At 42.6% G+C, this 25,749-nt stretch carries 17 protein-coding genes; 14 read left to right on the top strand and 3 right to left on the bottom strand.

Going from position 1 to position 25,749, the window contains the following annotated elements; all coding sequences use genetic code 11:
- Positions 1–17: 17 nt before the first annotated feature.
- The 5 genes from D6V41_RS01120 to D6V41_RS01100 all read left to right on the top strand — a co-directional run bounded on the left by D6V41_RS01120 (position 18) and on the right by D6V41_RS01100 (position 3,030).
- The gene (locus tag D6V41_RS01120; protein ID WP_241664383.1) at positions 18–491 is read left to right on the top strand and encodes a hypothetical protein; all 474 of its coding nucleotides are present in this window, start codon (positions 18–20) and stop codon (positions 489–491) included.
- A complete protein-coding gene (locus tag D6V41_RS01115; protein ID WP_136249653.1) occupies positions 491–1,024 on the top strand; it encodes a hypothetical protein in 534 nt (177 codons plus the stop codon). Before D6V41_RS01120 ends, D6V41_RS01115 begins: the two co-directional genes overlap by 1 nt.
- Positions 1,021–1,605 (top strand): hypothetical protein, encoded by a 585-nt coding sequence (locus D6V41_RS01110; protein ID WP_136249652.1) that lies wholly within the window; start codon positions 1,021–1,023, stop codon positions 1,603–1,605. Before D6V41_RS01115 ends, D6V41_RS01110 begins: the two co-directional genes overlap by 4 nt.
- A gap of 32 nt (positions 1,606–1,637) precedes the next feature.
- Complete coding sequence (locus D6V41_RS01105; protein WP_136249651.1) at positions 1,638–2,576, top strand: hypothetical protein; 939 nt, start codon at positions 1,638–1,640, stop codon at positions 2,574–2,576.
- Positions 2,577–2,700: 124 nt separating this feature from the next.
- A complete protein-coding gene (locus tag D6V41_RS01100) occupies positions 2,701–3,030 on the top strand; it encodes a hypothetical protein (RefSeq protein ID WP_136249650.1) in 330 nt (109 codons plus the stop codon).
- A gap of 49 nt (positions 3,031–3,079) precedes the next feature.
- Here D6V41_RS01100 and D6V41_RS01095 read toward each other — a convergent pair whose 3' ends face one another.
- Both D6V41_RS01095 and D6V41_RS01090 read right to left on the bottom strand, forming a co-directional pair.
- Complete coding sequence (locus tag D6V41_RS01095) at positions 3,080–3,787, bottom strand: heparan-alpha-glucosaminide N-acetyltransferase (protein ID WP_136249649.1); 708 nt, start codon at positions 3,785–3,787, stop codon at positions 3,080–3,082.
- A gap of 74 nt (positions 3,788–3,861) precedes the next feature.
- Positions 3,862–5,289: a DUF4397 domain-containing protein gene (locus D6V41_RS01090; RefSeq protein WP_136249648.1), complete on the bottom strand. Its 1,428-nt coding sequence runs from the start codon at positions 5,287–5,289 to the stop codon at positions 3,862–3,864.
- A 210-nt stretch (positions 5,290–5,499) separates the two neighbouring features.
- On the opposite strand from D6V41_RS01090, the gene D6V41_RS01085 reads away from it, so the two are divergent.
- From D6V41_RS01085 to D6V41_RS01055, 7 genes are all read left to right on the top strand, one after another.
- Positions 5,500–6,861 (top strand): ribonuclease J, encoded by a 1,362-nt coding sequence (locus D6V41_RS01085; protein ID WP_136249647.1) that lies wholly within the window; start codon positions 5,500–5,502, stop codon positions 6,859–6,861.
- A 123-nt stretch (positions 6,862–6,984) separates the two neighbouring features.
- A complete protein-coding gene (locus D6V41_RS01080; RefSeq protein WP_136249646.1) occupies positions 6,985–11,694 on the top strand; it encodes an EAL domain-containing protein in 4,710 nt (1,569 codons plus the stop codon).
- A 161-nt stretch (positions 11,695–11,855) separates the two neighbouring features.
- Complete coding sequence (locus tag D6V41_RS01075; RefSeq protein ID WP_136249645.1) at positions 11,856–13,550, top strand: AMP-binding protein; 1,695 nt, start codon at positions 11,856–11,858, stop codon at positions 13,548–13,550.
- 146 nt (positions 13,551–13,696) lie between these two features.
- On the top strand, positions 13,697–14,116 hold the full coding sequence (locus tag D6V41_RS01070) for a type 2 periplasmic-binding domain-containing protein (protein WP_136249644.1): 420 nt from the start codon (positions 13,697–13,699) through the stop codon (positions 14,114–14,116).
- Positions 14,117–14,129: 13 nt separating this feature from the next.
- Positions 14,130–15,272 carry a porin gene (locus D6V41_RS01065; RefSeq protein ID WP_136249643.1) on the top strand — a complete coding sequence of 381 codons (1,143 nt, stop codon included), beginning with the start codon at positions 14,130–14,132 and terminating at the stop codon, positions 15,270–15,272.
- Positions 15,273–15,334: 62 nt separating this feature from the next.
- A complete protein-coding gene (locus D6V41_RS01060; protein WP_136249642.1) occupies positions 15,335–15,745 on the top strand; it encodes a type 2 periplasmic-binding domain-containing protein in 411 nt (136 codons plus the stop codon).
- Positions 15,746–15,756: 11 nt separating this feature from the next.
- Entirely contained in the window at positions 15,757–16,899 is a 1,143-nt protein-coding gene (locus D6V41_RS01055; RefSeq protein WP_136249641.1) for a porin, read from the top strand.
- A gap of 52 nt (positions 16,900–16,951) precedes the next feature.
- On the opposite strand, the gene dut is transcribed toward D6V41_RS01055, so the two are convergent.
- Positions 16,952–17,407 (bottom strand): dUTP diphosphatase, encoded by a 456-nt coding sequence (dut, locus tag D6V41_RS01050; RefSeq protein ID WP_136249640.1) that lies wholly within the window; start codon positions 17,405–17,407, stop codon positions 16,952–16,954.
- A 547-nt stretch (positions 17,408–17,954) separates the two neighbouring features.
- Here dut and recC point away from each other — a divergent pair.
- Positions 17,955–21,683: an exodeoxyribonuclease V subunit gamma gene (gene recC / locus D6V41_RS01045; RefSeq protein ID WP_136249639.1), complete on the top strand. Its 3,729-nt coding sequence runs from the start codon at positions 17,955–17,957 to the stop codon at positions 21,681–21,683.
- Positions 21,676–25,737 carry an exodeoxyribonuclease V subunit beta gene (gene recB, locus D6V41_RS01040; protein WP_168710921.1) on the top strand — a complete coding sequence of 1,354 codons (4,062 nt, stop codon included), beginning with the start codon at positions 21,676–21,678 and terminating at the stop codon, positions 25,735–25,737. The genes recC and recB overlap by 8 nt, the downstream gene beginning before the upstream one ends.
- Positions 25,738–25,749 lie beyond the last annotated feature (12 nt).

The raw sequence follows: 25,749 nt of genomic DNA, 5'->3' as shown, positions 1-25,749 counted from the left end.
CGTCTTGGAGAAACAAAATGAATATGCAAAAACAAAAGTGCGGCGACTTGGCGAAGACAAAGCACTTAGCTTTAACACAAACAACAAAAACGTATCGCTCGCTTGTGCAGTTGTGCATGCTAGCCATCGTCAGTTTAGGTATGAACGCTCCATCTCTTGCTGACGATAATATTTTATCGTTAAGCAATTTGGAGCGAGAGCGAGCTGCGCTGATTAATGACCTCCTAAATCCGGCGCTGGATATTGAACAGCGTATCGCCCGACTCGATAAACGGGAGCGACAGCTTACCGATATGGAGCGTATGGTGATCCGCGATGAGCGTTTGCTTAACTCAAATCACCATCTTGTTAAACGTGCCTTTGCTAACTATGAACTAACTTTTTTGGTTCACGCAGGGGCTGAAAGCAAACAAAACGCAACTTCACAATGGTTGAAGCAAGTGAGCTTTGACTCGCAAGATATCTTTAAGGCTAAAGCGGGTTATCGTTAATGTCTGTTTTAAAGCGCAGTAGCCCAGTATCTGTTTTATATGGCGTATTGGGTATTAGCATTATTATTTTGGCGCTTGCCAGTTTTGTTACGCAATTGACACTCCCTGAGCTGATTGCTCATGCGCAGCGCTTGTTTGGCGTAGGTTTTATAGTGATTTACCTTGCTTTGCTAACGTGTTTTGCATTTGCGATTTTTAAGCTGCATCACCAGGATTCAACGACCTTGTGGACAGAAACAGGCTTACAGGCGGCGAATGGGATTTCTACACTCGCGCTTACTTTTACATTATTGGGTATTAGTTTGGGTATTGGTAGTTTGTCTGAACAAACGCTGACGCCTGAAAGCGTGCACAGCATTATTCAAAGCTTGACCAAACAATTTTCAATGGCGTTTATGACGACTGTGGTCGGTTTGCCTACCGCGTTTATCTGTCGGGCCTGGATAGGGATTTTGTCTGCCAAACACCTTGAAAAGTCTCAGGCGCAGGAGCATCACGCTTTTATTGATTGGCAACAGGAATCAAAGATATGAAAATTTTATTTTTTGTCGTTACCTTAACCGGATTCATTTATCTGCTTTTCACCGCTGTTAATGATACGGCTTTGACTGATATCGATAGTATCGACCACGCGCTAACAAAAAACGATATTGCGATGTTTGATACCTCAGCATCGGCACATTCTGACAAGCCCAGTCAAAATGAGCAGGAAAAAACGCAATATTTAGAAAATCAGTTAAAGGCTCAAGCTGAGCAGATTAAAGGCTTACAAGCGTCCATCCAGACCTTGAAAGTGAAAAACGAGGTGCTTGAAACGACTGTCAATAATCTTAAAACACAAATACCAGAGCCCGCGCAAAACACAATGGCGCTACAGACACCTTCGCCGATGGCAAGACCGAATCTTCAAACTTCTGTTCTCCCTGTTTCAGGAGCGGCAGTTTCAGGAGCAACAGAAGCATTCAATAAAAATGATTCTGACGATGCTAGCGAGATACTGTTAGAGCCCCTTAACACAAAAAACACGCAGGAGCAGAAACGTTTAGAGCAACAGGCAACATTGCGAGAGCTTGCAGAGCGACGCCAGATTGCCGCTATCCATATGATTCGATAGCTAGCAGGTAAAATCGAAATAGATAATCCGAAATGAACAAGCTATTTGACATAAGTAAGCAAGACTCGCGTTGGGCGTTGGCGAGTCTTTTACTCGTAGTTTGTTTTGTGTTTTTAGGTGAGATAATAGTCGAATTAAGACACCTGCCCGAAGCGTCACCTGAAATGGAATATCAGCTGCAGGAGAGCTTTGAAGAAGCTGACCAAGAGCCAACAGCGCTCGCTTTAAATTATCAAGTTCAATCAAACCCACCTCAAAGCAAATTATCGCTTTTCAGTAATTTTGAGCTTCCGCCTGCACCTTTTATTGTGAGACCTGCAGCTTCAAACCCTTTAGCTTCAGAGCCATCAATTCAAGGTTCAGAGCAATACGATGATCCAACAATAACGGAGATAATTAACGCTCGGGCATCGCAAGTATCCCGGTATGAGAAATCGTCTGCTACTACGATATATGCAGAATCAGAACAAAAAAATGCTAGTGAGCATGTTGATAAGATTGAAGCAAGTCTGCATAAAGCCAACATGACTATACACTTGCCAGAGAACCCTTACGAGCGCGAAAAAATTTACCGAGTGCTATATGAGTGCGTTGGTGTGGGTTTAGCGTCTGTTAACAAGAGAGGCGAGGGGATTGAGGCATCTTATGAATTGATGCCTCTAAGTGCATTACCTAAACAAAAGAGTAAACTTCTGCGAAATTTATCGGGCATTATTTCAAACAAAGAACAACAGTTAAAAGCTGCCTATGCGCCACGTTCACGAGTTGTCAGAGTATATCCGGCATCCTTTGATCGTTTACTGTCTATGTTTATTGCACATCATTTGCAAGATGAGCCGTTAAAACACTTGTCAGCACGATATGCGCTAGTGGGTCGTCAGTTGCGGATACGCGACATACGCCTAAATAATAGTTTCATTGATGGAGAGTGGACACTTTACAATGGTCTTTCTCATGCATGCGTCATATAATTCGGATGCTCAAATAAGCTAAGATAATAAGATACAGGAGGCTCATATTAAAACCTCAGGTCGAAAAGTGAAAAAGCTTAAAACTTGCAGTGATGCTTGCCGGTCGCTCGTGCTATGCGGGCTCATGCTTGCAGCTAGTGCCAATGTGCAGGCTGTTGACGTCTCTGAAGGTTATGTCATCACCTTTGACAATTTTTCTCCTGTACAAGTGAATCAGGTGATGGTTTATGCCACACGTTTTAGCGACTACGAGCAATATGAAATTCTTATGCAGCGCGGCAAAGATACAAAAATGCATTATTTGTCTGAAATTCAGGCACCGCTTTTAAGTCACAATTTTCAACAGACCTTTGAAGAACTGAACTGGGAAGTGATTAGCCAGCAAGAAGCTAATCAATATCAATTTAGTTTTGTAGGTGAAAAACCGAAACCCATTCCGTACCGTGTTTGGTAGCGTTTAAAGCCTTCATCCATTTTTAAGGTACTTTTCTGACTAAGCTTGTCTAAACGATAAGCGAAATCAAAAATAAACTGCCAATTAAGATAGGTTGGTGCAATAAGTAAATTGACAAGCTATGTTGCCCCGGCCAAATCAAACAAGTTTTAATGCTGTTCGTGCTAATTTTTGCAAAGCTTGCCTTGAGCGGATCGTTTTTTAAGATTGTAGAATGCCCTAAGCTGATACCAAAAAACACCATGCCTAACCAGGGGATAGGCGCAACGTAATCATTGGTATAGTGTGGTAAGTTTTCGAAGAAGAGCCGAAAAGGAAAACGATTTGTCAGATATTGAAAGCTGGCAAGTGCAAAGCACAGAAGACCTAAACTAAGGCTAAGAAGCGGTTTGCGAACAAAAGCGATGGTGACAAGACTTGCAAAGGCCAGAAAGTGAAGCACGCCAAAAAATATCCAGTGTTCATTGATAAAAATGTAGCTTCCTACAGAAATAAGCAAAGCAGATAGCGCAATTTGCAAGACACGGGTGATAAATTTACGCGCATTGAATTGTTGCGAGTGCGCAAAGACCAAAGATACACCTAAACATAGGAAAAACAAGGTGATAATTACCCACCTGAATTCTCGCCAGGGTGAGCCATCTGGTATATCCCACTTTACATATCCAAATAGCTTTAAATCGTAGATGAAATGGAAAATGACCATCGCAGCGATGGCAACAGTGCGGGTAATGTCCAAAGTAATATTACGTTGCATACACCGCTAAAATAACAAAAAAAATGCCCTGTTGATACGTTTATCAGCAGGGCATTTTGCTTATAGTGTTTGCTTTACTCCATTTCTTCTTCTGGAACAGGGCCTAAAGCATCAGCACTTAATATTAATTGCGGACCATCACCTTCCATATCACCATCAACGGCCAGGGCAGTATATACATCCCCTCCGTTTAGGCTTAATACGTCGGTCTCAAGGGCAACTGTTTTGGTGCCAGCTGGTGTTACAGAAACAACATAATCACCCGGCGCCAGTTGCACATATCCCGTGCTTACCAAACCTTCAGCAGAATAAGGTACTTCTGTGAACGCTGGGCTTGCCTCGTCAATTTCCCCGTCTGCCGTTACATAAATATCAACAGCTGGAGTAGAAGGAGAAGCGTGGAAGATGCGCACTTGTGCAGCCGTTGCAAGGGGGCGAACATCATCAACAGCTACATCAAGATTGATGGTAGCAGGGTCTGATGTCAACATTCCGTTGGCAATTGCGGTGTAACGAACACCTGGCATTACGCTTAAGGCAACATCGTTAATTGCCACAACTGAGTTATCTGCATCAGCAACGACATCAATGACATAATCGCCGCCAGCGACTTCAATGTATTGCGTTACGCCTTTAAACGGCGCAGCGTCAAACAATACAATATCGTCGCCTTGGGGGACAACGGCAAGTACATCTACAGCAGGTGCATCAGCAACAGCGTGAATGGCGCGGACTTCCGCAGGTGTTGCTGCATCTAAAATCACCGATGATGCGCTACCGTCTGCAACGACCAAGGATACAGGGGATGAACCTGCTCCCACATTTTCTGTTGCGCTAATAAGTAAGTCAGCTCCGGCAGGTAGCGGCACTGTTCCAGAGTCAAATACTACCGTGCTTGCGTCGCCTGCTGGTGTAATGCGGATTCGATAATCACCCGCCGGTACTTCTACCTGACCGGTGTTATCTTTAAACGCTAATGTAGCAAGCGGTTGGGCACTCATTAAATCGTCATCCGGTGCGGTGACATAAACATCAACTGTGGGTGCGTCAGGTGCCGCGTGAAGCACTTGCGCGCGTACGTTGCCATCACCAACGTCAGTTTCATCGTTAACAATTAAGAATGCCTCAAGATTCGCCGTATCACCAATGGCAACAACGTTGTATTCTTTGTCTTCTTCAATAGTAGCGTCAACGGTTAGAACTGTAGCACTTCCTCCGGGCGTTTCTGCGCGAACATTGATCGTATATGAGTTAGACACCAGTTCAATAAAGCCTGATGCTTGCTGGTAGTCTAGGTCCTGCAATGCCGCTATTGCTGTACTTCCACTAAAGATATCAACCACAGGCGCATCTGGAGAAGCATGGATAACACGGACTTCCCCGGTTGTTTGCACAGGTGGTGTGGTTATTGGCGTGAAGTCATCATCATCATCGCTGTCGAAACAGCCTGAAATTGATAAACTAAGTAGTGTCAGTGCAGATAAGCTTATTGTTTTTTTCATAACATCCTCTTTAAGTTGTATTGTACTCTGCACATAGAAATACACTCGTTATGAGTCAATGGTTTAAAACGAATGTTAATAAAAGATTAAACTTTGTTAATGAATTGACGCTTAAAAACTATTTGTCTGCAGAACGGGTAGTTTATATGTAAATGATAGCTGTTAGATTCTTGATTTCGCATGGTACTAAAGCAGCATTAGAAGGTAATTATGCTCCCAAACTCGCAAGAACTCTGGTTTCTGCCACTTGGCGGAACCGGAGAAATAGGTATGAATCTCAATCTTTACGGTCATAGCCAACAATTTATTATGGTAGATTGTGGTGCAAGCTTTCAATCGCCTCTGGATATGGCAGACGAACATAATCCAAAAGCAAAGCGCTATGACGTTGTTATGCCCGACGCTAGCTTTATAGAAGCACGTAAAGATAATTTATGTGCAATAGTGCTCACGCATGCACATGAAGATCACATCGGCGCGGTGACTGAAATTTGGCCAAATTTAAGATGTCCAATTTATGCCAGCGCATTTACAGCTGAAGTTCTGCGCCGCAAATTTTATCAGCAGGGTATCTACGAAGATTTACCTATTGTTGAAGTTTTGCCCAACATGCAGTTGGACATTGGTCCATTTACGGTAAAGTGGCTAGATATCACCCATTCTCTGCCTGAGCCACAAGCCTTGCTTATTGATACGCCGCTAGGCAGTATTTTCCACACTGCTGACTGGAAAATTGATTATGACCCTGTCATTGGCAATGCCTTTGATAAGCATAAATTTAGTCGATTAGCTGATCAAAATATCCTGGCCATGGTTTGCGACTCAACCAACGCTGTTAAAGAAGGGTTTTCGACTTCTGAAAAAGCGTGCGAGCAAGGATTGGGCGAGATTATTTCAAAAGCAAAGGGCAGAGTACTGGTCACTTGTTTTGCAAGCAATATCGCAAGGTTGATCACGCTGGTTCGCATTGCCAATATGACAAATCGCTATGTGGCTCTTTTTGGTCGTTCACTGGAGAATATGGTGAGTGTGGCAAGACGCTGTGGCATATGGCCTGAAGATGCAAAATTGACTCACCGTCGTCACATAGGTTATCTGCCCAGACACGAGGTGTTAATCATTGCAACGGGAAGTCAGGGAGAGCCTCGAGCCGCATTATCCCGTATGGCGCAAAATGCTTACCGCGATTGCGATCTGGATGAGGGCGACACGGTTATCTTCAGCAGTATTGTGATCCCGGGTAATGAAGCACCGATTTCTAAAGTCGTAAACCTATTAAAAGACAGAAATATAGACGTGTATCAGTCTGAAACGTGTGAGCAGACTATTCATGCCAGCGGTCATCCCAACAGAGAAGATCTTAAGCAGATGTATCGCTGGGTAAAGCCCGCTATAGCGATCCCTGTGCACGGTGAAGCCGAGCACATGCAAGCTAATGCAAACGCTGCGAGAGAGGCGGGTGTAGCAAAACAAATGCTTGGGTTTAATGGAGATTTATTTATCCTTAAACCAACGAGGCAAATAAAACGAAAATTTGTAAAGACGGGACGTGTAGCGATTGAAAATCGCTAAATTCAAGGTTTTAGCTAGCCTTAGATAGATATATAGGTATAAATGCGTATATAGTTGCCTTAACAAAGTCATTTACAATAAGCATCACAGAGAGTTTTAATCGATAAAGGAGTTGACCAAAGCGTGCATATATTTGCTGTTTATGTGCTCATTTGTAAATCTATGATGAGCGTATTTGCTTACCGACTGAAACCATCCAAGCCGGGTTTGTCGCTGATGTCGCTTTTTCTTCTCTTTATCGCTTCAAACAGTCTTGCTCAAACTGTCATTCCAGACTATTCACCCAGTATTCAAGCCCCAAAATTGTCTTACCTTGACACAAGTAATGGCTTAAGCCAGGACTCAATTGAAGCTTTGCACGTGGACCAGGAAGGCTTTTTATGGCTAGGTACTGATGAGGGACTTGACAGGTATGACGGGTATAATTTCCTGCAAGTGTCAGGTAGTGACGGTATGCTTATCGGCAATTCCGTTTATTTTATATACGAGCACAATGAACGGTATTTTTATTTATCTACTGCACTGTCTGGAATCGTAAAGCTTGACAAAAAAACCGGTGAGACGTTTGAGGTATTAAAACGACCCTATCGCTTTGATGAAGACTGGTCACAGTACTCTGACGCGATCATTTCGTATAGTGAGAATGAAATATTAATCGCGCTTAATGAAGATATTTTCTTATTGGACACAAATGATGATACCTACCAAAAAATCTATTCTTTCAGCGATCAGCAAATTAACGCCGCTGAATCTATCCGAACCATTTTTTTAAGAGATACGCTTTTATATATCGGTACAACGCAAAATCTTTGGGTGCACGATCTAAACACTGATATTAGCTATCGTTTGCGTCATGTGCCCAATCCTAACGAAGTAAATTCAAATATTAAATTACTTTATTCTCCCAACAATGAATCACTCTGGGTTGGCACCGTTGAAGGCTTATACGCGATGTCTTTTGAAGAAATTGAACGTCATCTTTATGAACACTGGGATGCACCTGCAATAGAGGTTATTGACCCAATTCGCAATATTTGGGACATCGTGGAAGTTGGCGAAAATGATATTTATATAGGAACGGATAAAGGTCTATTTCTAACAAATAAGGATAACTGGGAATTCACCTACCTGTTTGGCCTGATTAAACATTTTGAAATTATTTCTCACCCTGACGTGATGCATTTGGCCCTGGATAAAAGCAAACAATTATGGATAGGTACCTTCAGAAGCGGCGCAATGCTGTGGGCGCCGCAAAGTCGAGATTTTACAAACGTCTATTCAGCCGTTTTCAATACGCCAGAGGCCAACTTAAGCAATAACGTGGTACTGAGTTTACATCAGCAGAATGCAGATTCACTGTGGGTTGGGACCGCAAATGGACTGAATGAATACCGGCTCTCAGATGGTCGAATTAATAGCTTTGAAACGACAAACATTAATGATGCTGCATATTCCAGTTCACACATTTATCAGATAGAGCGTGCGTCAAACGACCGACTATGGGTTTTAAATGGCGAGCGCCTGCAGGAGTTTGATACGCAATCCGGGCAATATCTGTCTAACGAGCGTTTTTCACCCAATATTCAGACCATATTGAAGGATTATATTTACTCTTTTTATTATCAGCAGCCCGATATTTTATGGGCAACAGTTCCTGACGGCATTTATCGAATCAACCTTCGTTTACAAACAAGCGAGCTGTTTGCGTTGCCTGGCCAGGAAATAAACACGCAAGATGCAAGTGCTGATCATCTGATTATTTTGGGTAAAGATGACTACTCTCAGAAGCTTTTTATTTCGGGGCCGGCCAGCTTGTGGCAACTTGATACGACAACATATGAATTTACTTTGTTGCACAGCTCTTCGTCAGAGGGAGCAAGCCGCGCTACTATCGTCAATAGTTTTGTTCGTGATAATCAAAATGATTTGTGGATAGCGTACTCAGGTGTAGGTCTATATCACTTAAATAAAGACACGATGCAAACCAAAGCGTTTTACAATAAAAACACGCTGTTGCCTTCTAATATTGTGTACGATCTTGCTGTAGACGAAAATAACAACATCTGGTTCTCTTCGCATTCAGGTATTCATTCTTTTCATGCTGAGCGCCTTACCCTTAAAAGCTATGGCTTCTTGCAAGGTTTAGCTTCTTCAGAGTTTAACGATGGTGCATTTGAGCTATTATCAGATAAGCGCTTTGCATATGGGGGGAATCTGGGGTTTGCGCTTTTCAATCCTGAGAAGCTTCAAAGTTCAGCAGATAAGCGCGTATTTAAACCCGTCATCACAGAAGTCAGGCTCGCGACCCGGCCTTTAAATGTTTCTTACAGTAATTTAGATGGCGAAAAAATTGAATTAAAGCCTGACGATCTTGGCTTATCATTGCGTTTCTCCAACTTGAATTTCAACTTATCGATTGCGGATAGATTTCGTTATCGAATAAAAAGCGATGATAAAGTCGTAAACTATCCGCCTGTCACGAGCAATGAAATAGTATTACCGGCCCTTAGCCCGGGTGACTACACCATTGAAATATTCGATGCTGCACTGGATACAAGCCTATTAAAAAACAGCGATTATTATGCCAGCTTACGTGTCAGCGTGCCGTATCCGCCGTTTGCTTCACCTTTTGCCTTTGTGTTGTATGCATTGCTTGTGGCCAGTTTGCTGGCTTTATATATGTATCGTCGTCACCGCACACAAACAATAATAAACAGGGCCAATGAGAAGGTAAAAGATTACAACACCAAGCTGGTCAATGCTCTTCAGGCAAGTAATACGAGTATTTGGGAGTGGCATAGTGCAACAAATACAACATCAGCATCACGATTAACTGACGAGCTGGGATTTGACTTTGAATCCGTTTCATTAGAACAATATATTCAAAAAATTCACCCTGATGATAAGCAGACCTTCATTGATAAGTGGAACGACTTTATTGAGCAATATGACGACCAGTTTGATGTGACTTATCGCGTGATGGCGAAAAATGACAAACCTCAATGGTACCGAGACGTAGCAAGCCTTCAAACGCAATCTGACGGAAGCTTAATTGTAAGCGGGACGTATAATAACCTGACTGCCTCGGTGGCAGGGCGAGAAAAGCTTAAGGTGTTCGGTGAGGCGTTTAACAACACCCGAGACTGGGTACTGATATTCGATAAACACCTCAGGCCAATCGCAGCAAACCCGTCATTTATGAAAGCCTTTAACGTAAATCCTCGACATCAGCTTGGACCTCAGATAAAGCGCGCCAATAAAGAGTATGAAGAGGAATTAAAACTACTTTCTAATCGTATGCTGAGTCTCAAGGCAGGTGAAAGCTGGAAGACAGAAGCCAATCTGCAGATGCAAAATAGAAGCATGACGGTGCTGGCGGATATAAAAGCAGTGCAGAAGCGTGATTCCAACACGCAGATTGATCATTACCTGTGTATTTTTACTGATATTACCGAACAAATTGCAGCTCAGAATGAACTGCAAAAATTATCTAATTACGATTTACTGACAGGCTTGGTGAATAGAGGCCTGCTTCGTGAAAGGCTAAAACAATCAATGCACTTTGCAAAAAGAAGGCATGAAAAGCTTGCGATCCTGTTTTTGGACCTAGATCGATTCAAGCCGATTAACGACAATTTCGGGCATGAAGCTGGCGATAAAGTCCTTATTGAAATTGGCAGACGTTTACAGACAAAATTCAGAGAGCAGGATACAGTTGCCCGTTTTGGCTCAGATGAATTTGTAATAGTACTTAGCGAAGCAAATCAAAAAGGCAATGTGCTCAGCATCGCGCAAGATATTATTCAGTTGCTAACTAAACCCATTTCTCTGGGTAGTCAAAATATTGAACTGTCGGTCAGTATTGGCGTAGCGATGTATCCCGACGACGCTATTGACGCTGATAATCTGATTCGAAATGCCGACATTGCTATGTTTGAAGCAAAATCTCGCGGCAGTAATCAGGTTGAGTTTTTCCACGAGGATATGAACAAGAAGGCACATGAGGATATTGTGCTTGAGAATCGCCTGAAAGTGGCTGTGATGCAAAACCAGCTCACCAATTATTATCAACCAATTATTGATTTGCACACAGGAAAAACAGCGGGTTTTGAGTTGCTGTTAAGATGGTTCGATAACGATAAGCTGATTCCGCCAAATACCTTTATTCCAATTGCGGAACGAAACGGTAGCATTTTTAAATCGACCGAAAACGCCATCGAACAGGCCTTAATTGATATGCGTAGCTGGACTGCTAAAGGATTTGACGGCTACGTGGCGGTTAATCTATCTGCTAAACATTTTCGTCAGAAGTTTGATACTCAGATCATTAAGCAGTCGCTTCGAAAACACGGCTTGCCGCTATCGTGTATTCGCTTTGAAATTACTGAAAGCCTGTTAATGGAAAACAGCCAGGACAGCATTGCTTATCTCAAGGATTTGCAGTCAGAAGGATTTAAAATCTCCCTCGATGATTTTGGTACAGGTTATTCTTCGCTCAAATATGTCAAAGACTTCCCAATCGATGTCTTAAAAATAGATAAATCATTCACCGATGATGTGTTGACAGATGCATCTACCAAATCAATTGTTTATTCCACGTTAATCATGTCTGAATTGCTTAAAATATCGACTGTTGTAGAAGGGATCGAAACCCGGGAGCAAGTTGAATATTTTCAAAGCACCAAGTGCCGATTGTTGCAGGGGTATTATTTTTCTCGGCCGGTGGCGGTTAATGATACGTATCAGATGCTTTCTAAGCAGTGGCTAGAGGCTAAAGCCAGCGCTGGTAAAAATATTGTCAATTTTCGAAACGATGGGCTGGACAAGTTTTGAGCATGCTGAATGGTTTTTAACCGAAATTCTTACTTTATGAAATTATCACTAAAAAAACTTCGTTATTATCATTAAAAATCAGTTGTTAATAATGAGCAAACTTGCATTAATATGCGTATGTGAATGCAATGTAAATTTTTTGAGAATAAATCGGAATGGTCATGCCTTTAGATAATTTAGATCTTGGTCGAACAAATATGCAGTCTGTTAACGTCACATCGCCGTTAGCAAAATTATACGAATGGGAAAAAAAGCACCCGAGCCAACACTATATGACGCAGCCTCTTGCAAATGGAGAAAAGCGTACTTATACCTGGGCTCAAACTGCTTTAGAAGCACGAAAAGTCGCGGCCCGCTTGCGTACCTTCGGATTTGAGCCTGGTACACGCATTGCGATCCTCGCTAAAAACTCAGCGGAATGGGTGATCAGCGATCTGGGAATCATGATGGCGGGGTGTGTGTCGGTGCCTATTTTTGCAACAGCAGGAGCTGACACCATTGCATATGTCCTTGAGCATGCAAATTGCCCCTTAATGTTCATCGGCAAACTGGACAGCACTGATGCGGTAGAAGAGGTGTTACAAAAAAGCAATATAAAAACGGTTGCCTTTCCCTATGATGGGACACCAGGCGAACAAGCTTGGTCAGACTTTATCAAGATTGAAGCGATGCAAGCCAGTCCAAGTGTGGACATGAACGACATTATGACCATTATCTACACCTCGGGTAGTACCGGTCAGCCCAAAGGTGTTGTTCATACTTACAATACAATTTGTTGGGCCGCGGAAAACTCTCTAAATGCGCTGAGCGTCTCAGATCAAGATCGCGTGATGAGCTATTTACCGCTAGCGCATATCACCGAACGTGTGTTAGTCGAACTGGCAAGTTTTTACTCTGGCATGACCTTGCATTTTGTTGAATCACTGGACACCTTTACTCGCGATGTAAAACATTGTGAACCTACTCTGTTTATTTCTGTTCCCCGCTTGTGGACAAAATTCCAGATGGGAGTGTTGGCAAAAGTACCTCAAAAGAAATTAAACTTTTTACTGAGTATTCCGTTTGTTGGCAAAAAAGTAGCCGCCAAAATACGCAGTGAACTTGGCCTTGGTTCTGCTCGTTTATGGGCATCAGGTTCAGCACCTCTGGCGCCGGCAACAATTGAATGGTTTAGTAAAATTGGCGTCAACATCTCTGAAGGCTGGGGAATGACAGAAAACTCCGCCTATGGCACAAGCTCGGTTCCATTTAGAGCCGATAAAATCGGTTCTATTGGACGGGCATATGAGGGGGTTGACTTACGAATTGCTGAAGATGGCGAAATTCAGGTTAAATCACCTTGCAACATGGTTGGGTATTACAAAGATCAAGAAAAAACCAGTGGGGTTTTTACCAACGATGGATATCTGCGAACGGGCGATAAGGGCGAGATAGACGCCGAGGGCTATGTCAGGATAACAGGTCGATTAAAAGATATATTCAAAACAGAAAAGGGCAAATATGTCACGCCCGCCCCCATCGAAGCAAAAATTATGGAAAATCCAATCGTAGAACAAGTATGCGTAACGGGGACTAATTTGCCTCAGCCTATCGCGCTGCTGGTACTATCAGAAGATGCTCGTGCGCAAAACAAGGAAGAAATTTCGGTGTCGCTAAAGTCGACTCTTGAAAAAGTAAATGCAAAACTGGAAAGCCATCAGAAATTAGACCGGATCGTGGTCTTTTTAGAGGAATGGTCTATCGAAAATGACTTGTTGACCCCGACATTGAAAGTTAAGCGCCACGTCATTGAAGAACGCTTTAAGCCGGTAATTCTGGGCGATTACTCTGACCAGATTGTGTGGCATAGTAACTAGTTTTTAGCGTAGCCATATTTTCATTTCTCATATCCACAGGCAGACACGGATGTCTGCGTATTTAATAATCATGTATTAATATTCATACCATAGCCAGTTAATCCCAATGGTACATTCCGCCCGGAACACCATAGGGGAACATAAACATGTTGAAAACTTTTAAAGTCACGATGGCAAGCGCGATGCTTTGCTTGAGTGCCTTTTCATATTCACAAGTCGTAGTTGTGGTCAATCCAGCAAACGACGCATCTATAGACGCAAAAACCGTTCAGCGAATTTTTTTGGGTAAAGAAAAAAAGTTTAGTAATGGCAATGCCGCTATTCCAATTAACCAAACTGCCGATAACTCAGTGCGAGCGCAATTTGACGAGAGCATTGTAGGGCGCAGTTCAAGCCAGGTCTCTGCTTACTGGTCAAAACTCGTGTTTACCGGAAAGGGAGTGCCGCCTGAAGAATTATCAGGCGATGCCGCTGTAATCGAAGCGATTGCTAATAATCCAAATGCGATTGGCTATGTAGACGCTGCTTCAGTCACTGATGCAGTGAAAACTATCCCTGTAAACTAGTAAGGAGAACAATATGAGACATTTACATAAAGTGGCGCTAGCTACTGCACTTGCTCTTTCTGCTAGTGCCAATGCAGACGTAAGAGTAAACGGTTTTGCCAACTTGGTGGCAGGCTATAGCGATACAGATTCCTCGTTATTTGACTATGAAGACAGTGTCGATTTTAGTACAGATAGCTTATTTGCCTTGCAATTAAGTGGTGACATTACAGACAAACTAACCGCAACCGGGCAAATTGTTGCGCGGGGTGCTGACGACTATAAAGCAGACTTTGAGTGGGCGTATCTGACCTATACGGTCAGTGATAACCTGGATATTTCGGCTGGTCGCTTGCGTCTACCCTTATTTTTGTATAGTGAATCATTAGACGTTGGCTATTCTTATCACTGGATCACTGCACCAAATCCGGTGTATAGCATCGCATTTAATAACATTGACGGTGTCAAAGCCGCCTATACAGGCTATGCAGGTGGCTGGGATTACACCTTAACCGCATCTTATGGTGTTATCAATACGCCTGACTTTGCGCTGGATGCGGGTCAAACCGCTGATATTAAAGGCGACAATACTATTTTAGTATCTGCAGAAATAGTCAAAGACGCCTTTAGAGCCCGTGTTGCTTATGGGCAGGCAAAAGCAACGCTGACAGTTGCAGCCGTGGATCAAATTCTCGCAAGCTTTGCGCCATTGGCACCAGAGTTGGCTGATAGTCTTGCCTTTAATGACGATACAGGCGTTTTTTACGGCGCGTCAATTGGCTACGACAATTTTGATTGGTTTGTTGCAGCTGAATATACCCTTAACTCCAACGACGATACGTTTTTCCCGGATGACCATGCTTACTATATAACTGCTGGTTTCAGACAGGGCGCATGGACGCCTTCAATCACGTGGCAAAAACGTGATGGCGAAGATGAGCTTAAATTCTTGGACCAGTTAGCAGCACTGCCTCAACCGATTCAAGAGGCTATTGCTCCGGCGGTTATGGGGATTCAAATGAGTCAGCTTGAAAACTGGAATAACTGGACACTGGGTCTGCGCTACGACTGGAGCACTCAAACTGCACTTAAAGCCGAATTCATCACATATGAAGACGATTTAGATGACAGTAACGACGCCAATCTCATTCGATTTGCCATTAACTACGTTTTTTAAACAAAACGATGCAGTGCACTCTTGCACTGCATTTGGTTTTAATTTTTTTAAGGACACACACCATGTTAAGAAAAGTGACCCTCGCTTCCATGCTCTTAGCATTTGCGTCTTTTGTGAGTGCTGAATTAACCATCATTGTTAATCCGGCCAACAACAGCGCAATTGACGACAAAACCGTTCAGCGAATTTTTCTGGGTAAGGAAAAGAAGTTTGGTGACGGCACTGAAACCATCCCGGTAAACCAGGTAGCTGACAGCGCGATTCGTCAGTCATTTGACGAAAACGTACTAGGCCGCAGCTCTTCACAGGTGTCTGCTTATTGGTCCAAACTGGTTTTTACTGGTAAAGGCATTCCGCCAAAAGAAGTAACAAGTGACGCAGAAGTTATTGATCTTGTCTCAAAAAATCCAAGCGTCATAGGCTATGTCGATTCAGCCTCAGTTACTGATGCTGTGAAAGTAGTCAATTTATAAGGAATGCCATCATGAAAAAATACTTATTACCGATTTCACTTATGGCACTAAGCGTTTCAACAGCCGTAAATGCTGATGTGCGCATCAATGGCTTTGCCAATTTTACCGCGGGGATGACAACTGACGAAAGTGGTCTATATGGCTACGATGACAGCGTTGATTTTAGTAATGGTTCATTGTTCGCGCTTCAAATTTCTGGAGATGTGAATGAGAACGTGACAGCAACTGCACAGATAGTGGCAAGAGGTGCTGAAAATTACGAAGCGGAATTTGAGTGGGCCTACCTGACTTATGCAATCAACGATACAAGCAGCATAAGTGCAGGCCGATTAAGAACGCCAGTTTTTAGATATTCATCATCTCTTGATGTTGGCTACTCGTATCATTGGATCACAGCTCCACGTTCGGTATATAACGTGCCATTTAATAATTTTAATGGTGTTCGCTATGACTACAGCAGTTACCTTGGAGACTGGGAAGTTGCTTTCCAGCTTTCACTCGGGGAATACAATGAATCTGTGAGCGGTGGCTCGGTCGAAGCAGACGAGTTGATCAATCTAAGTCTTGAAACCACCTATGAATCATTTAAAGCACGTATCGTCGCGGGTAGAGCGAACAATAGCTTCTCACAAGTTTTGGTTGATGGTGCTATTGCAAACCTGGCTCCTTTGGCGCCGGGTTTAGCAGATGACTTAGCTCTCGTTGACGACCAGGGTGTCTTTTTAGGCCTTGGATTAGAATACGATAACTTTGACTGGTTTGTTTCCGGCGAACTGACCTCAGTTGAAACGGAAGATTCGTTTTCTCCTGAAGATATCGCATGGTATGTCACCGCTGGCATGCGCTTAGGCAAGTGGACGCCGCATCTCACTTACGAAACGCGTGATGGTAATCAGGATTTTAAATTCCTGGACCAAGTGGCTGCATTTCCACCTGAGTTTCAACCCGGTTTAATGCAAGCTGTAGCGGGGCTTCAGGGCTTCTTTATGGAAGAATTCTCCATGATAACTGTTGGCCTGAGATACGACTTTGATACTAATGTAGCGCTTAAAGCTGAAGTCAGTCGTTATGACAATAAAATTGATAATCCAGCCGATATCAACACAGCTGAAGACACTACTTTGATAAACATTAGCGTAAACTACGTGTTTTAAACGAGATTGTGAATTAAAAACCCGCCTTTTTTTGGCGGGTTTTTCCTGCCTACTACTTCGTGCCTGATGAGCCAAAGCCACCTTCACCGCGATCGCTACTTTCAAAGTCATCAACCACTACAAAACGCGGTTGAATAACCGGTAAAAAGACCAGTTGCGCAATACGCTCTGCAACTTCAATAGTGTAGCTTTCCTGACCTCGATTCCAGCAGGATATAAAAAGCTGTCCCTGATAATCTGAATCAATTAGCCCAACCAAATTGCCAAGTACAATTCCTTTTTTATGTCCTAAGCCCGAGCGAGGTAAAATCGTCGCCGCCATATTTGTGTTTTTCATGTGAATGGCGATGCCTGTTGGAATCAGCTCTGTTTGACCAGGTTTAAGCGTGATCTCCTCATCAATGCATGCGCGTAAGTCGACACCTGCGCTTCCTTCTGTCGCGTAGGTCGGTAGCGGAATTTCCTTGCCTATTCTGTCATCTAAAATTTTGACTTCTACTTGCTGCATTGTTTTTCCTTCTTTTTGTTCTTAAGGTATTAAAATCGCAAAAATAAACATGTCTTGCTTGATGCTGTCGACATTTGTGCTGACTTATATGCCAATTTATGCGCTGTTTTGTATGCCGAGTCACTTACAGTGTTAATTGTACAGCCCGATAGTATAAAACCGAAATATAAAACAAGATGATAAATCGTGGCGCAATTTAGGTGCAATTTCACCGCAGTTTGCACCAATTTGGAGATAAGCGCCGAGCTAAGTTTTGCACTCAATCACTAAGTTTATGATTATGCTTATATTTAAATATTGGCAACGAATTTGCAACTGCTTAAGTGTTGTGTGTGCTTTGACGTTAAGCAGCAAGGAATGGTGCTTCGTTAAAGTTTTGGCTACACGCTTGCTCGTGTCCTGTAAGCGTGTAGCCTCCTTCATGTTTATTCCAGTCTGTTGATTAATTTTGCCCCGCTCGAAGGGTATTACTCTGTTAAAAATGCTTCTGATATGCCATATTGATTCTGCATAGATTTTTCGCTTTTATATCGCAACAGGATGCGTAATGCTGTACTTATACCCCTCTAATCGGATAGAACACCTCGTTAGCCTACTCGATGCAGTGCTTGCTAATAAGCCAGTTTCCGTTTTTAGCCCTCGAATGCTATTGGTTCAGCATACCGGCATGCAGCATTATTTATCCTTGTCTCTTGCGCAAAAGCGGGGAATTGCCATGCAGTTTGATTTTCCTTTACCCACTCGCTTTATCTGGGAAACATGCCGCAGCATTTTAGCCAATCAAGCAGTTGTAGAGGGTAGTTCAGTTGAAAATGCAACGACGCGGGTACCGCAACAGTCTCCCTATAAACGCGAGGTAATGGTGTGGCGCATCTTAAGCATTCTTCACAGCGATGATTTTAAGCAAAGCCCGTATTTTGATGCTATCAATCAATTTTTTACACACGAAGATGACGCTAATCAAGCGACGCAACGTCAGTCTGAACAAATACTGAAATCTCAAAAGCAATTTCGCTTTGCAATGCAACTTGCCGACCTGTTTGAACAATATTTGGTTTTTCGTTCGGATTGGATTGTGGCGTGGGATAAGCACGAGGATTTTTCGTTAGATAACAAGGATACATTTTCTGCTGTTTGCTATGAATGGCAGAAGTGGTTTTGGCACACACTCACGTCGTCTGTACCCGAACATCCTGTTTCACTCCAGCTTGAAGCCATGCGTTTACTAGAAGCACCCATTCAATCCGATATGCTTGATGGTGTATTACCTAAAGACATTTATTTGTTTGCCATAAATAGTCTTCCACCTATCTATCTGCGTTTTTTTGATGTCATTGCCAAGCATATCAACGTTCACTGGTTTCATTTAAATCCATCCATAGATTACTGGGCCGATGCCAAGTCTGACAAAGCAATTGCTGCTCAAATGCGTCGCAATAAAGCGCAAAATTGGGCTGACGAAATCCATGTGCACCCCTTACTTCGCAACTTTGGGCAGCAAGGCCGTGATTTGCTGAAGCTTTTACTAGATTGCCAACATCATGAATTCAGTGCGTTTGAATCGCCAGCAGAAAACGATACGCAAGCCAGGCACTTACTGCAGACCCTACAGCAAGATATTTTAAATTTTGCGCCTGACCAGTCGCAGGCGCTCGATGAAGACAAGGCCTCCTCTCTTAATTCCAGGCAATTTAATGCTCCAAGCAATATTCATGTGCATGCCTGTCATCATCAGGTGCGTGAATTACAGGTTCTAAAGGACTTTTTATTTGCACAATTAAACGAAGATGCTGAATTACAGCTTAGCGACATAATTGTTATGTGTCCTGCGATTGAACAATACAGTCCTTATATAAAAGGAATATTTGAAAGCCAGGATGCACTTAGCCTAGCCACCAGTATTTCAGACCGCAAGCCGATTGAATCGCAGTCGACGATCAACGCGTTTATGATGCTCTTAAATTTACCGTCCTCACGCTTTAGTGCTGATCAACTTTTACAACTATTAGAAACGCCCAGCCTCATGCAAGCCTTTGATTTGAGCGCCACAGATACTCAGTTTTGTCGGGCTTGGGTTGAACAAGCTTGTATCAGCTTTGGTTTAGATGCGACACAAAAAGCACAAACTATGGGTGTAGATAAAAGCGTTGCGCATGAAACCCTTGCGAACGAAACCCTTTATAAACATACCTGGGATTGGGGCTTAACGCGGCTTTTAAATGGCACCTTGCAACCGCGTGAAACCTTAATTGCCAATCAGCTTGCCATTGCTCACTGTGTAGAAGGGCAGGCGCAACAAACACTTGGTAAGTTAATACGCTTTATTGCCCATTTACAAAAGCTTAGTCATAGTTTACAGATTGACAGAAGCATATCTGATTGGCATGCATACCTTAATCAATTGCTTGAAAAAAGCTTTTTTCAAAACGAAGAAAGTGAATTTGATTTTGTGTTGCTTTCCCGAGCCTTTAAAGCTATTTCAGAAAATGCCTTGCTTGCAGACTTTGATAATAAAATTAGCTTAAGCGAACTTAAACTGGCCTTGCAACAGGGGCTTTCCATTCCCGAGACAAAATCTGGCTTTATGGCAGGTAAAATTACCTTTTGCTCGATGATGCCGCTTCGAACAATACCATTTAAGATAGTGGCAATATTGGGACTCAATCAAAATAGCTTTCCTCGCCATGCCTATCCTTCTGAACTTGATTTGATGGCAAAAGCATCTGGCAGAGTGGGAGATAGGTCGCGCCGTAACGACGATCGGTATTTGTTTCTGGAAGCACTAATTTCGGCCCGCAAACATTTGTATTTAAGCTATCAGCATCGAAACGTACAAACAAATGCTAAGCAATCACCCAGTTTGGTGCTTCAGGAGTTGGTGAGTCATTGTCACAAGCACTATGGTGAACAATCCATCCGGATAATAGAGCACCCCTTGCACGCCTTTAGTTTGAAGGCTTTCTCCGGTGATGAGCATTGGCAAGGTTCGTTTGAATCTGGATGGGCGAGACATGCAAAAAGTTTATACCGGCAAACAAGCGATGAAAGAGAGAATAAGCCAGAGCAGTTAGAAGAACTCAATCACAAGCCTGAGACAGTTGATACTGAGTCGCGCCAGTCGGACACAAATTATATTGACGCTGAAGAATTGGTGCATTTTTTTAAGGCTCCCATGCAGTATTTCGCAAACAAGACGCTAAACCTGCATTTTTCAGAGCTAGACGAAAATGAATTTGAGCAAGCCTTTGATTTTAGTCCTTTAAGCGAGTACAAAATGCGCAGTCATTTTGCACAAATTCTACAATCAAGATTGCAATCAACATTGAGCACAAACGCTTCTGACGCAGAAACGGAGGATAATTGGGCTAAGCAGAGTCTGGCGTTGGAACAGTGGTCTCGATACTTGCAATTAAGCGGTGAACTGCCCGATTTTGCAGACATCGAGAACAACATTGAGCAACACAGGCAAGAGATAGAAGAGCTCATACGAGAAGCCTTTGAAAACAGACGCCTAAGCGTTTTTCAAAACGAGTTTGATGTCGCAATTCCCTTAGCTTCTGTCCAGCAGCGCTATACGCTAAAAGTGCAATGCCAAGTCGATAACGAGTCAAATTTCGTTCACCTTATTTATAAGCAAAGTCTAAAAACAAAAGATAAAATCACCGCTTGGGTTAAATATATTGTGTATTGTAATTCGCTCATATCCTCCCAGGCAGAATTTGCTTCCAAGAGCGACCATTCTTTGTTGCCCGCTGCGAGTATTATGTTCGCCAAAGCATACAGGGGAAAGATAAAAGTCTTTAACGAGCCACTACCACGACTTAACCCTGCGCAGGCTAAAACCTTGCTCTATTATCTTATTCAGTGGTTTTTAAAAGGTAAGCGCAAGGCGCTTTTTGTCAACCCGCTTTTAATTGATGAGATGCTGAAAATATTTAAAAATGCCCATACTAAAAATGAAACCAGCGATGAAAACACCAGCGGTTTTATTGCCAATCATCAAAATACTGATGCACTTTTGGCTAGCAAGACCTTTCAAGGTGTGTGGCAAAAACAGGCAGAAAATGCAGGTAAACATACGCCTTATGACGCGCTGTGTAAGGATCCTTATTTTGACTACCTTTTCGGTAAGGTCATGAAACTCGAAAGGCACTTATTGAGCATATATGAGCAGGTTTATCTGCCTATGTTTGATTTAGGTATTCCGGCACTTGCTACTGAGCAACTTGATGCTCTTTTCCCCGATATCCAACAGGGAGTGTCTCATAATGCGTAATGACAAAGCAGTAAAGGCGCTTAACCCGACGACGCTCCCATTAGAAGGCAAGCATCTCATTGAAGCAAGTGCTGGCACGGGAAAAACGTTTAATATTACTCGTTTATATGTGCGTTTGTTAGTTGAGCGCAATTTAAGTGTTAATCAAATATTGGTAATGACCTTTACCGAGGCTGCCACAGATGAAATTAAATCCAGAGTGTCAGAGTTTATCGATGAGGTGCTTGATAAATGGCATACTGAAGATGAGTTTGTCAGGCACCTTAAGCAAGCGGCTGAAGAAAACGAAGCCTTCAATCGCTTACAAAGTGCTAAATTAAACATCGACGATGCATCAATATTTACTATTCACGGGTTTTGCCAACGCGTGCTAACGCAATTTTCTGCCAGCTTACAGCATGATGCAAATGCGCAAGTTACGCCGGACATTTCACGCCTCTACCAGCAATGTATAGGCGATTATATTATTGCTTTACAAAAAAACAGCCGCGATTTTTTATTGCTTAAAGAGCAAGCTTGGCATACGCCCAGGCACTTTTTTGACGTATTTCAGACGGTTTTTTATCATCAGGGTGAGTTACGTTTAACTCGCCCTGATGAAGTTTGGCACGAGTTTGTCGCCGAAGCGAATGAGCATTGGCAAGCTCAGCGATTCTCCCGAGATTTGCTTATCAAACATTTACGCGAGCAAGATTTTTGGTTTGCCGGGCTAGTGGATAATCCAAAAAATAGAAGCAAGATTCAAACTGAAATTAATCAAGCCCTAGAGTGTTTAAGTCAAAGCATGTTTTTAAATGAGTCAGAGGCTGAACAACTTTACGAACAGAGCCTTGAAAGTGGTTTTGAATCTTCTTTAGCAAGTCAGATAACGCACAAAAGTCTAGAAGCTTTACTGGGAAGCAGTCGGCGGAAAAAGTATCCCGATGCATGGCAGGATAAATTAACGACGCTTTATGAGAGCATCTATACACCGATTATTGATCAAGTAAAACGAGATAATAAACAACGCTTAGACAGACGTTTACGTAATTGTCTGGCACTTGAAAGCGCGTATTGGGTCATTGAAAGTGTCAAAAGTAAAGTGCAACACATGATGCAAGACCAAAGTTTACTTTCTTTTGATGATTTAATTCGCCTGGTGGCGCAAGCGTTAGATGCGGATTCGACAGCAGAAAATAAACAAAAGCAAACAGCGGGTTTTATCTGTAGCCAGCTACAAACGCAGTTTCCGGCAGCACTTGTAGACGAATTTCAAGATACGGATGCTCAGCAGTACCAGATTCTTGCCAGTATTTATCAAACTGACAATCAGCCGCATGATAAAGGTGTGCAAAATGATGCAGAATTTAAGCCACTTCTCATTATGATTGGTGACCCCAAACAAGCCATTTATGGCTTTAGGGGAGGGGATGTATTTACCTATCTTAAAGCAGGTAGCGAAGCAGAGCATCATTGGTCGATGGATACTAACTGGCGTTCAACTCCGGATATGGTTGATGCCTATAATTTTGTATTTAACGACAAGCAAGGATCCAGTTTTGACTTCACAATAGCATATCATGCGGTTAAGGCAGCTCAAGGAAAGCTAAAACCCCAGAGCGCGCTTGTTGTAAATAACCCGGCCTTTGAGGAAAAGCACAGGCAGTCGGCATTACAACTCATTTGTGCAGATGTTTTTTTAGAATCGAATGAAACAGCTGATGACCGACAGCAAAGCGATGATATTTCTGTTAAGAAAGATTGCACCAGTATTGATGAGCAGCGTCATCAAATACTCGACTGGATGGTGAAAGAAATAAAATGCTTATTGGCAGACGGGCAAATACACGAAGATATTTCACAAACTTCGTCTCATAGGGTAATTAAGCCTGTTGAAGCAAAAGACATTGCGATACTTGTGCGCGCAGGATTTGAAGCAACAATGATTAAAGACTTTTTGTCTGCCAATGGCTTATCAAGTGTTTATTTAAGTGAAAAGTCCCCATTATTTGAGTCAAAGGAAGCTAAGCATCTTTACTACGTGTTAGATGCGATCCACACAACGAATAATCAACGCAAGTGCATTGCTGCTTTAAGTACCGGGCTGTTTTATCTCAACCCATCCATATCGACGCAGGAACTCATCAACGATAATACTCATCCACATTGGCAAAACATTTACCGAAAAACAGCAGATTATCATCAGTTATGGAAGCGAAAAGGGATATTCGCACTGCTTAACGAGCTTATAAAGCACGCTTTTGATTCGCAAGCTATGCCCTTTTCGGTAGAGCGCGCATTAACTAACTATCAGCATTTAGCCGACATCATGGCTCAGGCGGCTGTTACCTACACCACGCAAAGTTCGCAATTAAGATATCTCAAACGCCAAATCAATGGTCTTGAACAAAGTGATACTGCGCAACTTCGCCTGGAAAGTGACGATGGGCTAATTAAAATTGTCACGCAGCATAAATCAAAAGGTCTTGAGTACCCGATTGTTTTTCTCCCATTTGCCAACACGCTAAGAAGTAAAAGCACCAAAGTCGCGCTGAGATATCACGATAGCAATGACGCCTTGGTTATGCGTTTGGGGCCTACGCAAGCAAGTGAGGAACGCGCTGAGCGCGAAGACATAGCAGAAGATACTCGCTTATTATACGTGGCTTTGACTCGCCCAATTTATAGATGCTATTTGGGCATGCTCGTGAGCGAGAACATGCATGAAAGTGCTATACACCGACTGTTTGCCTTAAGCGAATCTACAAACGAATTGATAAATGCCAAAATAAATGCCAATAAACAGAGCGATATTTTAAATAAATCGTCTGACCAAACTGAGCCTCAAATTAATTTCGGGGCAAAGTTAGCACATATGTTTGAACAAAAATATCTTAGCTCTACCGAGGTAATTAGCATGCGCATGGCAAGTGATGTATGCCAGCCTGTGCATAAAGCCCCTGTAAATGATGAGGTCGAAATTCGAGTGAATACGCTCTCTCGCAGTATTACACAATCGTGGTTTATGAGCTCATTCACACAACTATCAAAATCCATGCATTTGCAAAATCAGCTCGATTCGACTGATAGCGCGCTTTCATACACCAATAAAGACCATGAGGATGAAGTGTCGCAGTCAGGTATCAAAGAGCAAGTGGAAACCGAATCAGAAACAATGCGTTTTAGTATGATAAAAGGCGCGCTCAGCGGCAATATCTTGCACGATTGTTTGGAATGGCTGGATTTTTCTCAAGCAGATTATGATGAACTTTTGACTAAAATTGAGCAAAAATACCCTAATTTTTTAAGCACTATCGCAGGTAACAAGGCGAGAAAGACACAACAGTCGTTATTACTGAACGAAGCAGATACTCATTCCCTACAAAAAGCGTTTGCTGATTGGATGCAAAATATTCTAAACGCCACTGTAATTCTTAGTTGGGAAACGCAGCCCGATGTGCAGGCAAAAAATACGCTTAGCTTTTCGCTCAAACACCTTGATAGTAATAAATGTTTGAAAGAAGCTGAATTTTATCTACCTATTCAAAAACTTCATGCAAAAGCACTGCAAGCTTGTTTGAATCGCCATCGTGATGCTGTTAGTCAGCATTATCGTTTTTCTAAAACGCCTGCCAAGGCGATTTCTTACGACCAATTAGATGGAATGTTACACGGCTTTATTGATTTAAGTTTTGAATACAGGGGGAAGTTCTATGTTTGTGACTATAAGTCCACTCATTTAGGCAATCGCTTCGAGGATTATCTTCCCGACAAGATTGCCCGGAACATTCAAATGCATGACTACGACTTACAATATTTACTTTACAGTCTTGCCATGCACCGCTACTTGAAATCTACGCTTGAAAACTATGAATTTAAGACGCATTTTGGCGGCGTTCTTTATTTGTATCTTCGGGGGATGCAGGCTTGTGAGGAAGATAAGGCAAGTGTCATCACAGATGTAAATAAGCAAACAGGTATATATTTTACCGAGATCCCCCTTGAGTTAATTGAAGAGCTCGATCATGCATTCGCGGCAACTACGCATGATAACAATAAAATAACCGAAGGATAATTGAGAGACTCA

It is taken from the genome of Ningiella ruwaisensis (assembly GCF_004798935.1).
In the GTDB taxonomy this organism is placed as follows: Bacteria; Pseudomonadota; Gammaproteobacteria; order Enterobacterales; family Alteromonadaceae; genus Glaciecola; species Glaciecola ruwaisensis.
This window is presented reverse-complemented; position numbering and strand designations above follow the sequence as displayed.

Bases quoted from the DNA above. Each gene is read 5' to 3' on its own strand.
- D6V41_RS01120 (WP_241664383.1), top strand. From the start codon at position 18: ATGAATATGCAAAAACAAAAGTGCGGCGACTTGGCGAAGACAAAGCAC.
- D6V41_RS01115 (WP_136249653.1), top strand. From the start codon at position 491: ATGTCTGTTTTAAAGCGCAGTAGCCCAGTATCTGTTTTATATGGCGTA.
- D6V41_RS01110 (WP_136249652.1), top strand. From the start codon at position 1,021: ATGAAAATTTTATTTTTTGTCGTTACCTTAACCGGATTCATTTATCTG.
- D6V41_RS01105 (WP_136249651.1), top strand. From the start codon at position 1,638: ATGAACAAGCTATTTGACATAAGTAAGCAAGACTCGCGTTGGGCGTTG.
- D6V41_RS01100 (WP_136249650.1), top strand. From the start codon at position 2,701: ATGCTTGCAGCTAGTGCCAATGTGCAGGCTGTTGACGTCTCTGAAGGT.
- D6V41_RS01095 (WP_136249649.1), bottom strand. From the start codon at position 3,787: ATGCAACGTAATATTACTTTGGACATTACCCGCACTGTTGCCATCGCT.
- D6V41_RS01090 (WP_136249648.1), bottom strand. From the start codon at position 5,289: ATGAAAAAAACAATAAGCTTATCTGCACTGACACTACTTAGTTTATCA.
- D6V41_RS01085 (WP_136249647.1), top strand. From the start codon at position 5,500: ATGCTCCCAAACTCGCAAGAACTCTGGTTTCTGCCACTTGGCGGAACC.
- D6V41_RS01075 (WP_136249645.1), top strand. From the start codon at position 11,856: ATGCCTTTAGATAATTTAGATCTTGGTCGAACAAATATGCAGTCTGTT.
- D6V41_RS01070 (WP_136249644.1), top strand. From the start codon at position 13,697: ATGTTGAAAACTTTTAAAGTCACGATGGCAAGCGCGATGCTTTGCTTG.
- D6V41_RS01065 (WP_136249643.1), top strand. From the start codon at position 14,130: ATGAGACATTTACATAAAGTGGCGCTAGCTACTGCACTTGCTCTTTCT.
- D6V41_RS01060 (WP_136249642.1), top strand. From the start codon at position 15,335: ATGTTAAGAAAAGTGACCCTCGCTTCCATGCTCTTAGCATTTGCGTCT.
- D6V41_RS01055 (WP_136249641.1), top strand. From the start codon at position 15,757: ATGAAAAAATACTTATTACCGATTTCACTTATGGCACTAAGCGTTTCA.
- dut (WP_136249640.1), bottom strand. From the start codon at position 17,407: ATGCAGCAAGTAGAAGTCAAAATTTTAGATGACAGAATAGGCAAGGAA.
- recC (WP_136249639.1), top strand. From the start codon at position 17,955: ATGCTGTACTTATACCCCTCTAATCGGATAGAACACCTCGTTAGCCTA.
- recB (WP_168710921.1), top strand. From the start codon at position 21,676: ATGCGTAATGACAAAGCAGTAAAGGCGCTTAACCCGACGACGCTCCCA.